At 64.3% G+C, this 13,322-nt stretch carries 12 protein-coding genes; 4 read left to right on the forward strand and 8 right to left on the reverse strand.

Annotated features, from left to right (window positions below):
- Positions 1-26: 26 nt before the first annotated feature.
- The 5 genes from HV822_RS07415 to HV822_RS07435 all read right to left on the reverse strand — a co-directional run bounded on the left by HV822_RS07415 (position 27) and on the right by HV822_RS07435 (position 6,791).
- Positions 27-1,523, reverse strand: a complete 1,497-nt coding sequence (locus HV822_RS07415) for a PepSY domain-containing protein (RefSeq protein WP_238873114.1) — start codon at positions 1,521-1,523, stop codon at positions 27-29.
- Between the two features lie 43 nt (positions 1,524-1,566).
- Positions 1,567-3,741, reverse strand: a complete 2,175-nt coding sequence (locus HV822_RS07420; RefSeq protein WP_238873116.1) for a TonB-dependent receptor — start codon at positions 3,739-3,741, stop codon at positions 1,567-1,569.
- 87 nt (positions 3,742-3,828) lie between these two features.
- Positions 3,829-4,200 carry a DUF2946 family protein gene (locus HV822_RS07425; protein WP_238873118.1) on the reverse strand — a complete coding sequence of 124 codons (372 nt, stop codon included), beginning with the start codon at positions 4,198-4,200 and terminating at the stop codon, positions 3,829-3,831.
- Positions 4,201-4,302: 102 nt separating this feature from the next.
- The gene (locus HV822_RS07430; protein WP_238873120.1) at positions 4,303-4,458 is read right to left on the reverse strand and encodes a hypothetical protein; all 156 of its coding nucleotides are present in this window, start codon (positions 4,456-4,458) and stop codon (positions 4,303-4,305) included.
- 164 nt (positions 4,459-4,622) lie between these two features.
- The gene (locus HV822_RS07435) at positions 4,623-6,791 is read right to left on the reverse strand and encodes a heavy metal translocating P-type ATPase (RefSeq protein ID WP_238873122.1); all 2,169 of its coding nucleotides are present in this window, start codon (positions 6,789-6,791) and stop codon (positions 4,623-4,625) included.
- A 75-nt stretch (positions 6,792-6,866) separates the two neighbouring features.
- Between HV822_RS07435 and cadR the strand changes: the two genes are divergently transcribed.
- Positions 6,867-7,307: a Cd(II)/Pb(II)-responsive transcriptional regulator gene (cadR, locus tag HV822_RS07440; protein ID WP_238873124.1), complete on the forward strand. Its 441-nt coding sequence runs from the start codon at positions 6,867-6,869 to the stop codon at positions 7,305-7,307.
- On the opposite strand, the gene HV822_RS07445 is transcribed toward cadR, so the two are convergent.
- The gene (locus HV822_RS07445; RefSeq protein ID WP_238873125.1) at positions 7,308-8,000 is read right to left on the reverse strand and encodes a tellurite resistance TerB family protein; all 693 of its coding nucleotides are present in this window, start codon (positions 7,998-8,000) and stop codon (positions 7,308-7,310) included.
- A 204-nt stretch (positions 8,001-8,204) separates the two neighbouring features.
- Between HV822_RS07445 and HV822_RS07450 the strand changes: the two genes are divergently transcribed.
- The 3 genes from HV822_RS07450 (at position 8,205) to HV822_RS07460 (ending at position 11,339) form a co-directional block, all read left to right on the forward strand.
- Positions 8,205-8,876, forward strand: a complete 672-nt coding sequence (locus HV822_RS07450) for an NAD(P)H-binding protein (RefSeq protein WP_238873127.1) — start codon at positions 8,205-8,207, stop codon at positions 8,874-8,876.
- 169 nt (positions 8,877-9,045) lie between these two features.
- On the forward strand, positions 9,046-10,650 hold the full coding sequence (locus tag HV822_RS07455; protein ID WP_238873129.1) for a response regulator: 1,605 nt from the start codon (positions 9,046-9,048) through the stop codon (positions 10,648-10,650).
- Entirely contained in the window at positions 10,647-11,339 is a 693-nt protein-coding gene (locus HV822_RS07460; protein ID WP_238873131.1) for a sensor histidine kinase, read from the forward strand. The genes HV822_RS07455 and HV822_RS07460 overlap by 4 nt, the downstream gene beginning before the upstream one ends.
- An 11-nt stretch (positions 11,340-11,350) precedes the next feature.
- Here the strand turns inward: HV822_RS07460 and HV822_RS07465 are convergent, their stop codons facing one another.
- Together HV822_RS07465 and ytfE are read right to left on the reverse strand one after the other, a co-directional pair.
- A complete protein-coding gene (locus HV822_RS07465; protein ID WP_238873133.1) occupies positions 11,351-12,514 on the reverse strand; it encodes an NnrS family protein in 1,164 nt (387 codons plus the stop codon).
- A 13-nt stretch (positions 12,515-12,527) separates the two neighbouring features.
- Positions 12,528-13,211: an iron-sulfur cluster repair protein YtfE gene (ytfE, locus tag HV822_RS07470; RefSeq protein WP_238873135.1), complete on the reverse strand. Its 684-nt coding sequence runs from the start codon at positions 13,209-13,211 to the stop codon at positions 12,528-12,530.
- Positions 13,212-13,322: the final 111 nt, after the last annotated feature.

Genomic DNA, 13,322 nt, shown 5'->3' on the forward strand with positions numbered 1-13,322 from the left:
CCTCCCCCTTTTTGCCGACGTTAAGGCTAGCCAGTATAAACCCGCTGCCCCGCGGCACGGCCCGACCTCGCCAACCGCCCGCGCCGTCGGTCCCGCCTGCGCAAACGACGCCACCCCAGCACGGCACCGCTGATGCTGATCAGCAAGCCGCCCAGACTGAAGCCAACCATCCAGATATCCCACAACGGACGACGCTGCAGCAGCGGCAGCCAATCCCAACTGTGCAGCAATGCAAACAACACCCTCGAAACCCGCCGCGCCGGCGTGCTCTGGCTCAGCAACGCACCGGTGGCAGGGTCCACTTCCACCCAGCGGCCATCATCAAAGCGTGCCCGCAGCACCGGCAGCGGCTTGGGCAAATGCCCCAGCATGCTGTGTTCGGCTCGCGGGTAATAGTAGAAGTCGTACTCGCTCAGCCAGTCGAACTGCACCTGGCGGGCCGGGGCCATGGCCGCGATAGCACCATGCAACAGCTCAACGGGCAGCTGCGCCACCGGTTGGCCGTTGTGCGCATCAAGCACCCGCTGCTCGCCGTCGGCACTGCGCGCGGTGACCCAGTAGCGACCGGCCACCTGCCGCCACTGCAGCTCAACCGGTCGCCAGCCGTTGGCCTGAAACTGGCGCAACAGCGACTGGGTGCCCGTCTGCGGCGCCGCCGGTGCGCCACTGAAAGCCGCCACGTCCAGCGCTGCGCGCTGGCTGAAGATGCCCCAGGGGTTCATCGACATCAGCCCACTGAAAATCCAGCCCACCAGCAGCGCCCCGGCCACCAGCCCGGTCACATGGTGCCAACGCGCCCAGCCGCTGTACGGCGAGTGACTGCCATTGCGATAGGGCCGGCGACGCCAGCGCAACACACCCAGCACCATGCCCAGCAGCGCCATCAGGGTGGCGATCAGCGACAGCCAGATTACGGTATCGCTCCAGATCGGCTGCAGCGCATTGCCGCGCAGCGGATAGAGCCAGTGAATCCAGGTGCCGACCCAGTTCCACACCCGCTCGGTGCCGCTGGCATCGCGCACCACCGCGCCGGTCTGGCTGGAGACATAGATCAGCCGACGCTCTGCGTCGTGCAGGGCGATGCGATAGAGCGGTCGATGGGCATCCAGCCCGCGCGAATGCGTCCAGGCGTCCTCATCGATCAGCGCCTGCAGTTCAGCCGACGCCGCCGGCGCAAACTGCGCAGCAGCGGCCAGCGCCTGCCTTGCATCCACCGGGCCTAGAGGCTGCGCCGAGCGGGCATCCAGCACCACCGGCGCCTGGTCCGGGCGTGGCAGCAGATAGACCGGCTGGCCAGCGATGCTGCTCAGCGTCAGCCCATCGGGCCAGCTTGCCCCGGCTTGCAGGGGCGCTGCGCAACAATCGGTCAGCGGCAAGGCAGGCAGGTGCGCCAGGTGTTCACGCGGCGTCAGCTTGGGATAGCCAACGTAGAGCATCACCATGCCGGAGAAGAACCACATGGCCATGAACAGGCACACAGCGATCCCCAGCCAGCGATGCCACAGATACAGATAGCGTTTCATCAGGGTCTCCTGGCCGCCGACCGCAAGGCCGGCGGCGTTTGCGTCAGAAGCGCGTCTGCAAACTTAGCTCGACGCTGCGCGGCGCACCCAGATAGAGCATGCTGCTGCCGGCCTGACGGGCGTATATCTCGTCGGTCAGGTTGCGCCCGCGCAGGGTCAGCTCGGTCTCAGCGCTGAGCTGGTAGCGCACATGCGCCCCAAACAGCGTGTAGGACGGCACCCACCGGGTGTTGGCCGAGTCGGCATAAACCGAGGACACATAACGGGTATCCAGCCCCAGCTCCCAGTCGCTGCGCGGCGCCCAGCTCAGCCAGAGGTTGGCGACCCGTTTGGGTACGTTGCTCGGCCGATTGCCCGCGTAGGACACCGCGCTGCCGCCGACGTTGGCGTTGAACTCGTCGTACTCGGCATCGACCCAGGCCATGTTGCCCTCGGCGCGCACGCTGTCGGTGACCTGCAGCGCCGCTGCCAGCTCGATACCCCGGGCCGACTGCTTGCCGACCGGCAGGGTCTGACCGGGGTTGTTCGGGTCCGCGGTGGCGAGGTCTTCACGCTCCAACCGATACAGCGACACGGTGGCCGAGCCGCGACCGTTCAACAGGTCCAGCTTGCTGCCGATCTCCCATTGCTCGCCGGTGGTCAGGTCAAAGTCCTGCACCTGGCTGAAGCTGGCGGTGGTGAGAATGCCGGAGGGCGGGTCCGCCGCAGTGCTGTACTGCACGTAGACGTTGGCTACCGGCGTGAGCTGGTAGACCAGGCCCAGACGGCCAGTGGTCGGCTCGTAGTTCTGGCTGAAGAACGCCGGGTTGCTCGCTGAGGGCGCCTGGTGGTTGGTCACCTCCAGGTCAATCCAGTCGTGGCGCAGGGCGCTGATCAGCGCCAGCCGGTCGGTCAGCTCGGTGCGGTTTTCCAGATACAGCGCCCAGGTATCCAGCTCGTTGGTGCGCTGCGGATTATGGCCGGGCGTCATGCCGGGAATGTCGTAGAACTGGCCCGGAGCAAAGTTATCCGGGTCTACCACGTCAAACACCGCCGAGATTGAACGCGGGTAACGGGTCTGCACGTTGTGACTGTAATCCAGCCCCAGCGACCAGTCGCTGCGCCGGGACCAGAGCATGCCTTCATGCAGCAGATCGACACGGTTACCGTTGAGTTCCTGATCATGGCGTTGCAGCAAGGCGGCGGAGCGGCTGATCTGGCTGTTGTCGGCGGTATAGGTGTAACGCTCCAGATTGCGATAATCACGCTGGGTGTTGTAGTGGTAGAAGGTGTTGCGCAGCCGAGTGTGGTCGCTCAGCTGATACTCGGTGATCGAGCGTAGCCAGCGCACCCGCTGCTCGTAACGCCCGTCCTCGACGTTGTAGTTCTCGAAGCGGCGGCTATCGTCGATCTTCATCTCGCCACCCAATGGCTGCAGCGCTGGCGTGCCCCAGTAGGGGCTATCCACCTGCTCGTTCTGATATTCCAGCGCCAGCGTGTGCGACAGCCGTTCGTTGAAGTCAGTGCGCAGCGACAGCGCGCCGGTAAAGGCGCTGCGTTCTTCCCGGTCAGCCCAGCCGTTGCTGTCGGTCTGGCTGATATCCAGCCGCAGGGTGTTGCGCACCGGCCCCTCGCTCAGCACCTGATTGATGCCCAGTGCCAGCTCGCTGCTATCAAAGCTGCCATAGCGGATGCGCGCCTCGCGGAAGGACTCGGCAGGGTCCGGCAACTTGGTGATGTAGTTGATCGAACCGCCAACCCCGCCCGCGCCGTTGAGAAAGCTGGAGGCGCCACCAATGGCCTCAACCCGGTCAAAGATCCAGCTGTCGACCGGGCGCGCGGCAATGCTGTCGTACTGCACGGTGATGCCATTGAACATCTGCGTCACCTGCGAGCCGGTAAAGCCACGCCAGGAGACAAAGCCGGCCTGACCGGGCGGCGAGGCAGCAGTGACCCCGGGCACACCGGAAAGCATGTCCTGGGTATCCAGCGCATCACGCTGTTCAATCTGCTCACGGCCGACGACGCTGACCGAGGCAGGGGTGTCGCGCACGCTGAGCCCCAGACGCGAGCCTGACTCGGCGGGGGTATCCAATTGCAAGGCGTTATCCTGGCCTTGCTGACCGGTGATCAGCAGCGCAGGCAGTTCGGTAGTTCGCTCAGTGGTCTGCTCGGCGGCAGCCAGGGTAAAGGGCGCACACAGCAGCGCGCCAACGTACAACGGGTAAGTCGATTTCATGCAGGGCATTCCTGACAGGTACACGGGCTCGCGCGCGCTCAGCTTCTGCTGCGGACAGCGCGACACGAATGCAAAAGGGGGTACAGGTCAGAACGCCGGCGAGGCGCGGGGATTGGCTGAGGGCCAGAGATAACGAGGGTGGGGAAGATAACTGCCCAAAGGTGGGCGCAGACGCTGGGGGCGGCGCAGCAGGCCCAACCAGGCCAGGGCAAACAGCAGCCCCATGCCCAGCACCACGGCGCACACCGGGCACTTGACCGCCAGCATGCCAGCGCCGGAGGCGTCGCCGTCATTCAGGTTGATCATGCCGCTGCCCAAGGAGCAAAACACGATACCCGCGCCGCTCAGATCAAGCCCCAACATCTGTCCGTGCGCCAGACCACAGGTCGGCACATTCAGCAGCAGGCTGGCATAGAGCAGCCAGGCAGTAAGGGATCGGCGGGCGGGGCTCAGCGTCATGGCGGCAGTGTAGCAGCAGCACAGCCGGGCCGGCAGTGCTGCGACGAAAGATCGCAGCGACCTACTGAGACCAGGCAATAAACCAGGGCAGGGAGCGCGACGTCAGAAACGACTGAAGATATCGGCGAAGGGGGCGACCGGAATACCGGCGATGGTTTGCGCCGCCAACTCGGACTGGGCCGATGCCAGCAGGCTGGCAACACAGAGCCCCATGGCGACCACGCCGGGCAGCAGCCAGGCAGAATAGCGAGGATTCATGATGTGCTCCTTGCATGCCATTCAGTGCGGCACGCGTATCTTGTTTTTATTTGGAGAAGCGCTGACTCAGCTGACAGCCATGATCGGCATGGTCAACATCCACTGAGAACAGTCTGTTGCAGAAAACAGCCTTAGTCCAGTGAAAATTCAATTTCGTCTTCGGGTCAGCCTTCTCGCAGCACCCGTAGCCCGTTTGCCACCACCAGCAGGCTCACGCCCAAGTCCGCAAACACCGCCATCCACAGGGTTGCGGCCCCCATCAGGGTCAACCCCAGAAAAACCGCCTTGCAGCCGATTGCCAACCAGATGTTCTGCCGCAGCACCCGCACGGTCTGCCGTGACAGGCGGACAAATGCGGGCAACTTGCGCAAATCATCGTCCATCAGGGCGACATCGGCCGTTTCAATCGCGGTGTCAGTGCCCGCCGCCGCCATGGCAAAACCCATGTCCGCAGCCGCCAGCGCAGGGGTGTCGTTAATACCGTCACCGACCATCGCGACGCAGCGCCCGCGCGCGCGCTCGCCACGTACGGCCTCCAGCTTGTCCGCTGGCAACAGGTTGCCAAACGCCTGGTCAATGCCCACCTGGGTGGCCATGGCCTGCACAGTCGGCGCGTTGTCACCGCTTAGCATCAGCGTATCGATGCCCAGCGCGTGCAACTCTCGCACCGCATCGCGGCTACCGGCCTTGAGCGTATCGGCAACCGCAAACAGGGCGAGCACCTGGTCGTCGGTGCACAACAGCACCACGGATTTGCCCTCACGCTGCAGCAGTTGCACCTGCCAGCCCAAAGCGTCTTCGCGCAGGCCCAGTTGCGTCAGCAGCCGGCTGTTGCCCAGATGGTAGCGCTGCCCCGCAATCAAGCCGCTGACACCCTGCCCCGGCTGGGCTGCAAAGTCCGCCACCTCCAACCGAGGCAGCTCACAGGCGCTGGCCAGAGCGCGTGATACCGGATGCTCGGAGCGCGCCGCCAGGCTGGCGGCCAACTGCTGCACCTGCTCGGCCGAGTCCCCGGCCAGCAGTGCAAAGTCGGTCTGCTTGGGACGGCCCTCGGTCAGGGTCCCGGTCTTGTCCAGCGCGACCAGGTTCAGCTTGCCGCCCAACTCAAGATAAGCACCGCCCTTGATCAGCATACCGCGGCGAGCCCCGGCGGCCAGCGCACTGACGATGGTCACCGGGGTCGAGATAACCAGCGCACAAGGGCAAGCGACCACCAGCAGCACCAGCGCGCGATACACCCAATCCAGCCACTGGCCATCCAGCAACAGCGGCGGCAGCACGGCAACCAGCAGGGCCAGCAGACAGACCGCCGGGGTGTAACGGGCCGCAAAACGGTCAACCAGCCGCTGGGTCGGCGCGCGTTGGGCCTGGGCCTGCTCCACCGCCTCGATGATGCGTGCCAGGGTGGTGCCGCCGGCCAGCGCCGTGCTGCGGTAGACCAGGCTGCCGTACTGGTTGATGGTGCCGGCGTAGACTATCGCCCCCGGCTGCTTGTCGACCGGCAGGCTCTCACCGGTGATGGGCGCCTGGTCGACGCTGGAGCGCCCTTCCAGCACCTCGCCGTCCAGCGCGATGCGCTCGCCGGGGCCTATCCGTATCTGCGCCCCTAGCGGCACCTCGGCAACCGGCTGCAGCGCCCAGCTACCATCGGCCTGCCGCACATTGGCCTGCTCCGGCGCCAGCGCCAGCAAACCGCCAATCGCATCACGGGCGCGCGCCAACGACCGTGCCTCGATCAGCTCAGCCAGGCTGAACAGCACCATCACCATGGCCGCCTCGGGCCACTGCCCAATGAGCACCGCGCCGGTCACCGCGATGCTCATCAGCGCATTGATGTTCAGGCTGCGGTGGCGCACAGCGACCCAGCCCTTGCGGTAGGTGTCCAGCCCGCCCAGCGCAATGGCTGCCAGCGCCAGCAAGGCGCTGATCCAGCCGGGCTGGTCCAGCCAGTGACTGACCTCCGCGCCCAGCGCCAGCACGCCCGCGACGGCCAACGGCCACCAGGGTCGCGTGGGTGCAGCAGGCGCAGGTTCATCACCGAGCAGCTGCGGGGTAAAGCCCAGGCTGTCGATGGCCGCCAGGACAGCGTCCAAGCCTTGCGGCCAATGGCGGACAGTCATAACCCGCTGCAACAGGTTGAAGTGCAGCTCAAGCACCTCCGGCTGCCCTTCCAGCACCTCGCGCAGCAGACGCTCCTCGGTCGGGCAGTCCATCTGCACAATGCGGATACGGCTGAGCACGCTACCCTGTTGCGGCTGCAGCTTGGCGGTTGACGCTGCGCTGGCGCGAGCGCAGCAAGTGGATTCAACGTGACAGGATCGTTCGGCAGACATGGCAACACTCTCTGGGGTCTGTTGCCAAGTAGACTCCCTGTAGCCACTATAGAGTCAAGCAACCGGAGGACACAGATGAAAATCGGTGAGCTGGCCAACCGCACCGACTGTGCGGTGGAAACCATTCGTTACTATGAACGCGAGGGCCTGCTGCCTGAACCGAGACGCAGCGCAGGCAACTACCGACAGTACAGCGAGGTCCACCTGGAACGGCTGGTGTTTATCCGCAACTGTCGCGTGCTGGATATGACGCTACAGGAAATCCGTCAACTGCTGACCCTGCGCGAACAACCCGAAGCCACCTGTGGCGGCGTCAACGGGCTGATCGACGAGCACATCACGCATGTGGGCCAGCGCATTACCGCGCTGACCCAGTTGCAACAGCAGTTGATTGAATTACGCCGCCGCTGCCAGGCCCCGCACCCGGTCGATGCCTGCGGCATCATCCAGCAGCTGGGCACCAGTGGCAGCGTGCAGGCGCCGGAGGAGGACTCACACGTGGGTCATAGCCATTAGTTACGCCTGCTGCACCTGCTTGTCCAGCTCGGCCATCAGCTGCGGATCAAGCTTGAGCTGGCTGGACAGCTCCTGCAGATAGGCTTTCTCCATAAAGCTCTGCTCATCCACCACCAGCAGACTGGCCAGGTACATCTCGGCCGCCATCTCCGGGGTCTGCGCGGCGCGGGCCACCTCGGCCGGATCCAGCGGCTTGCGCAGCTCTGCATCAAACCATTGCAGGGTCTGCGGGTCGTTGGTCAGCTTGGCCACCTCGGCGTCGATCAGCTCACGCTCGCGGTCATCAATGTGGCCATCGGCCTTGGCTGCGCCAATCAGCGCCCGCAAAATGGCGTGACTGTGCGGCTCCTGTTGTGACGCCGGCAGCCGGTCGACCGTTTGCGGCTGGCCCTGCGGCGCATTGGCATTATTCTGCTGCCACTGCTGCCACGCCTTGAAGGCGACCACACCCAGCGCCGCCATGCCGCCGTATTTGGCCGCCTTACCGCCCATCTTGCGGGCCTTCTTGTTGCCCAGCAGCAGGCCCACGGCGCCCGCCGCCAAGGCGCCGCCTCCGGCGCCAGACAGCAGACTGCCAAGCTGGCTGGCACCGCCAGCACCCTGTGAGCCCTGGCGCGTGTTGGTGCTGCTGTTACCAGAGAGCGCGCCACTGGCAGACTTCAACAACTGATCAAGCAACCCTTGGGTATTCATTCAAGACTCCTTATTCAGACAGAATGCAGATCCAGCCACTCCTGCATAGTGCCTGCTTGGACCAGCATTTGCGGCGATCACTCCGTGGCAAGCTGTTGCGATATTTTTCAGTCGCTCGCCAAGGGCGCGCCAGAGCGCTTAACTGAGAGAAGAACGAGGTACCGCGAAACCCTGGGCCGACGCCCCCCGGATCGGAGTGACAACATGCACAACAGCGACACAGGCAAGACCCTGCTGGTACTCGGCGGCAGCGGATTGGTAGGCCTGGAAGTACTGCGCCAGGCGCTGGCCGATCCGCAGATCAGCCGGGTGGTTGCCCCCACACGCCGTCCGCTGCCGGCAGCGGTCAATCACTACGCCCACCTAGATAACCCCCAGATCGACTTTGACAGCCTGCCCGAAGACGCCGACTGGTGGCACTGCGACGCAGTCATCTGTGCGCTGGGCACTACCCGCAAGCGCGCCGGCTCGCGCGAGGCCTTTCGCGCGGTCGACCGGGGTTATGTCAGCAACTGCGCCCGACTGGCCCGCCGTGCCGGTACACGCACCTTTGTGCTCAACTCATCCCTTGGTGCCAGTCCACGTTCGGGCTCGTTTTACTTGCGCGTAAAGGGCGAGGTAGAGCAGGAGCTCGGCGCCATGGGCTTTCCCTCCCTCAGCCTGGTACGCCCGTCCCTGCTGGACGGCGACCGATCCGAAAACCGGCCTGGCGAACTGGTCGGCCTGCTGGTATCACGCGCCTTCAAGCCGGTCATGCCCAAGCGCTTGCAGGCAGTCAAGGCCAGCGACGTGGCCGCCACCCTGCTGCAGGCGGCGATCACGGCACTAACCGGCCGCCACGTGATCGAGTCCAACGCCATCGTTCGTCACCGCTGAAACAGGCCTGTGAACGGCGGTAAAACGCCGTTCTGCCGACCGCATCAATAATGGCCTTTTGATTTCACTGTATACTGTATTCGCTCCCGCCACCGTCTCGGCAGCGGGAACGGCCAGGCGTCCCAAACCGTCTAGAATGCACACAGATCCAGCGGAAAATAGAACAATCATGATCGTCTACAGCAACATGCGCTTTCTGGTAGTGGATGACTTCAGCGACTTCCGCTCATCGGTCAAGGGCATGCTCGGGCAGATGGCCGCCCAGCAGATCGACGTCGCCGCCAACGGCGAGGAAGCACTCAACCTCTGCCGCAAGACCCGGTACGACGTCATCCTGCACGACTACAACCTGGGCGAAGGCAAGAATGGCCAGCAGGTGCTCGAAGAGCTGCACCATGAAAAGCTGATCAGCCCCCACTGCATCTTCGTCATGGTCACGGCCGAGAGTAGCCAGGCGATGGTCATGGCCGCGCTGGAGTTTGAACCCGACGCCTATCTGACCAAGCCCTTCAACCGCGCCAGCCTGCAGCAGCGCCTGGATAAACTGGTCGAACGCAAACGCCTGCTTGCCCCGGTACTGGATGCCTTGGCCCGCGAAGACCAGGCCGCCGTGGTCAATGCCTGCAACGCCTTGCTGCAACGCGACCCGCGCCTGGCGCCGCTGTGTCAGCGCTACAAAGCCAACGCCCTGGCCGTGCTGCAACGCCACGACGAGCTTGAGCAGCTCCTGCAAGGCATTCTGTCCCAGCGCCCGCTGCCCTGGGCGCTGATGAAACTGGCCGACCACCTGTTGCAACGCGGCCAGCTGGACCAGGCCGAGGCGCTCTACGAGCAGAGTATCGAGCAGTTTCCGATGCTGCCGGCGGCCTTTGACGGACTGGCCCGGGTAAAGCTGGCACGCGGCGAGACCCTCAAGGCGCAGGTGTTTCTTGAGCAGGCGGTTAAGATCTCCCCCAACAACCCGCAACGACAGGCCGAGCTGGGCCGCGTCGCGCGCACCAACGAAGACCCGGAGCGCGCCGTGCGCGCCTACCGTCAGGCGGTAACCCTGGGCCGTCACTCGGCCTTTCGCAACCCTGAACACCACCTCAGTCTGGCCGACAGCCTCAAGGTGCAGGCCGGCGATACCGCGCCCAACCCGCGTGTTCAGCTGGAAATTCGCCAAACCCTGGAAGACCTGACCCGTAGCTGGAAGGACGATCAGGGACTGGGTGCCCGCGCCGACCTGCTGCAGGCTGATGTGCTGCGCCGCAGCGGCAAGCAGGCCGACGCCGAACAGCTGCTGCGCAATGCCGGCGACAAGCTGGCCAACCTGGAGACCTTTTTCAGCGCCGATACCGCCCTCGCCGTTGCCGAGCAACTGCGCGAACTGGGTCGCGGTGAGCAGGCCGATCAACTGCTGGGCACCTGTGCCGAGATGTACGGCGACGACCCGGCGGTGATGGCCGGCATTGCTGCCCAAACCAGCAACCCCAGCATTCTGCACGGCGGCGAGGAAGCCGCAGCGCGCAACCGAGAGGGCATGCGCAACTATCAGCAGCAACAGTATCCTGCAGCGCTTGAGGCGTTTCGCGACGCGCTGGCACGCCAGCCACGCAACATCAGTTATGCCCTCAACACCGCCCAGTCGCTGCTGCGTCTGCTGCTGTCCGCCCCGGACGACGCGCTGCTGACCGAATGCCGAGCCTGTCTGGCGCAAGTGCGCAGCCTGCCCACCAGCGACCCGCGGCACGCTCGCTACCGCAAGCTGTTGGAGAAGGTCGATTCGCTGTGAGCAACGACGACGAGCAACTCGACTTCTCGACGGTCATCGCCTCCACCGTGCATGACATGAAGAACTCCCTCGGCCTGCTGATGCAGTCCTACGGGCAGTTGCTCGCCCAGCTGCCACCAGCGGCGGCCGATGCGGACCAGCGCGGCGTGATTGAATACGAGTCCATGCGCCTGAACGGCATGCTGGTGCAAATGCTTGGGCTGTACAAACTGGAGGTCAATCAGCTGCCGCTGCGCCCCAGCTATCTGGAGCTGGACGACTTTCTGCAGGCCCAGCTGGCGCGCCACGACGATATCCTGCGCGCTCGCCGGATTCAGGGCAGCTTCGAGGTGGCCGAAGACGGATTGATGGGTTTTTTCGACAGCGAGCTGGTCGGCTCAGTGGTCGGCAATGTGATCAACAACGCCATCCGCTACACCCACTCGGCCATCCACCTGAGCGCACGCATGGACGGCGAGCAACTGCTGATCAGCATCAGCGACGACGGCGCTGGTTATCCGCAAGCCATGCTCGACAACCAGTCCGACTACGCCTTGGGCATTAACATGAGCACCGGCAGCACCGGCCTCGGGCTGTACTTTGGCGAACGCATTGCCCGCCTGCATCGGCGCAACGGCGTGGCCGGGCACATCGAACTGAGCAACCAGGGCGCACTGGGAGGCGGCGAGTTTCGTATCTGGCTGCCCTGACGCAGCGACACTCAGCCCGGCTTTCCGTCAACTCGCGGGCTCAGAAGCATCGGCCCGTAACAGCCGACAAACAGCAAAAACGCCAGTGCCCAGAGTGCCGCACTCAGCCAATAACCTGCCTGCGGTGACCAGGTGCTCAGCCAGACACGGGCCGGCACCGCCAGATTCAGCGCGGCAAACGCCACACTGATCAGCGCCGGAGGCTGCAGGGCGCGGCCGGTATGACCCAGGGTCACCCGGGCAATCATCGCCAGAATCATGCCGGCCACACCACCAATGACCAGAATGTGCACCGCCTGGCTAAACCCCACCTCCCAGCCAGCGTGCCAGCCCGCCATCGTCAGGCAAGCCAGCGCCATCCACAGATACGACAGCTGCAATGACCATAGCAGGGGCACGCGCCAGATGGCCGGTTTATACCAGCGCGCCAGGCGCAGCAAATGACCAGCAGCCAGGGCGGCAAACAGCAGCGCCTGAAACGGATGCGGCCTCAGGCCCACACCAGAGAGCACCAGCAGCGCTGCTGCAATGCTGCCCACCAGCAGGGCGTTGTCCAGCCAGGCCAGCGGCTCTGGCGCAGAGGTCAGCCCCAAGCCATTGCGAGTGAAGAACGGAATCACTCGCCCACCAATCAGCGTCATCAGGCTGGCGATCAGCCAGATAGCACCCAGCACGCCCTGCCGCTGCAGGCTGTGATCGCCTTGCAACAACCCCGCTAACGCCACCAGATTGCACAGGCTGAGCAGCAGCAAGACCAGCACAGTCGGGTAATTACGCCGCTGTTTGACCTTGACCAGACGGCGCCCAAGCGCCAGCGCCGCAACCGGCAGAAACGCCAGATCCAGCGGCAACAGCAGCCAGCCCGGGAGCCCCAGTAACCAGCCCATCCGGGCCGCCAGCCAAAGCGCTGCCAGCCCCGCCAGAGGCCAGCCGGACAGGCCGGCAATACCGGTCCAGTTCTGCACCGCCGTCAACAGAAACCCCACGACCACCGCTGCGGCAAAACCAAACACCATTTCATGCCGGTGCCAGGCCAGCCAGCCACCGGCCGGTTGCCATTCCAGTCCACCAAACCAGGCTGCCACCCACAGCGGAATTGCCAACACGGCAAACACGCCAGCGGCGAGAAAGAACGGTCGAAAGCCCAGGCGAAAGAGCGCCACCGGGTGGGACATGTATAACTCCTTGTCAGACGGGATTAGCCGGCCGGTTGGCGCCAGCAAACAAAATAGTGTTCTCGAGGTGGATATGCTGGTTCAGATCCAGCATCAACTGCTCCAGACCACGATACAGCGCCGTCCAGGTATTGCATGCGTTTGGCGGCAGCTGCAGGTCCTGCGTCAGACGTGCGATCTCGTCCAGCGCTTCACCGTGCTGCTCATGCTCAAAGCGCATGACCGCAATCGGCCCACCCGCCATTGCAGTTTGCCCCCGCCGCAACAGCGGAAACAGGATTTGTTCCTCCTTGAGCATATGACTTTCCAGCTCCTGCAGCAGCTCGCCCAACAGATCCGCCAAGCCGAGCGGGCAATGTTCATGTGTGCCATGCACCTGCTCAACCCGCCGCGCCAGCCGCATCAGCTCCGGCAACTGCTCCCGGTGGCGGGCGTGGTAACGCTGCAAAATATGTTCAATCAGCTCTGAGGCCGTCACCTCTCGCCAGTCTCGCCGGCCCGGACTGCCCTCGGCGTCCAGACGCTCCAGGACTGCAGCGAGGGGAGCTGGATCGAGCCCCTTGAGCTCACAGGCCGCCAAAAGGCTGCGCTGGCCATGGCAGCAGAAGTCCAGGCGGGCTTGATGAAACAGGGCGGTGGCACCCGGAACGTCCCGTGCCAACTCCCCCATGCTGCGCTGAAGGTAATCGCTGTGCATCACTGTCTCCTGCGTTGATGTGCTGTCCCCTCCTCCAAAGCAACCGCCATGCCATCACACAAATTATTGATATATAGCTAAAATTATTTTTTATGGTCAAAGAGACCCAGC

It is taken from the genome of Halopseudomonas maritima, assembly GCF_021545785.1.
In the GTDB taxonomy this organism is placed as follows: Bacteria; Pseudomonadota; Gammaproteobacteria; order Pseudomonadales; family Pseudomonadaceae; genus Halopseudomonas; species Halopseudomonas maritima.

Excerpts from the sequence above, each read along its gene's own strand:
- HV822_RS07415 (WP_238873114.1), bottom strand. The coding sequence starts at position 1,523 with ATGAAACGCTATCTGTATCTGTGGCATCGCTGGCTGGGGATCGCTGTG.
- HV822_RS07420 (WP_238873116.1), bottom strand. The coding sequence starts at position 3,741 with ATGAAATCGACTTACCCGTTGTACGTTGGCGCGCTGCTGTGTGCGCCC.
- HV822_RS07425 (WP_238873118.1), bottom strand. The coding sequence starts at position 4,200 with ATGACGCTGAGCCCCGCCCGCCGATCCCTTACTGCCTGGCTGCTCTAT.
- HV822_RS07430 (WP_238873120.1), bottom strand. The coding sequence starts at position 4,458 with ATGAATCCTCGCTATTCTGCCTGGCTGCTGCCCGGCGTGGTCGCCATG.
- HV822_RS07435 (WP_238873122.1), bottom strand. The coding sequence starts at position 6,791 with ATGTCTGCCGAACGATCCTGTCACGTTGAATCCACTTGCTGCGCTCGC.
- cadR (WP_238873124.1), top strand. The coding sequence starts at position 6,867 with ATGAAAATCGGTGAGCTGGCCAACCGCACCGACTGTGCGGTGGAAACC.
- HV822_RS07445 (WP_238873125.1), bottom strand. The coding sequence starts at position 8,000 with ATGAATACCCAAGGGTTGCTTGATCAGTTGTTGAAGTCTGCCAGTGGC.
- HV822_RS07450 (WP_238873127.1), top strand. The coding sequence starts at position 8,205 with ATGCACAACAGCGACACAGGCAAGACCCTGCTGGTACTCGGCGGCAGC.
- HV822_RS07455 (WP_238873129.1), top strand. The coding sequence starts at position 9,046 with ATGATCGTCTACAGCAACATGCGCTTTCTGGTAGTGGATGACTTCAGC.
- HV822_RS07465 (WP_238873133.1), bottom strand. The coding sequence starts at position 12,514 with ATGTCCCACCCGGTGGCGCTCTTTCGCCTGGGCTTTCGACCGTTCTTT.
- ytfE (WP_238873135.1), bottom strand. The coding sequence starts at position 13,211 with ATGCACAGCGATTACCTTCAGCGCAGCATGGGGGAGTTGGCACGGGAC.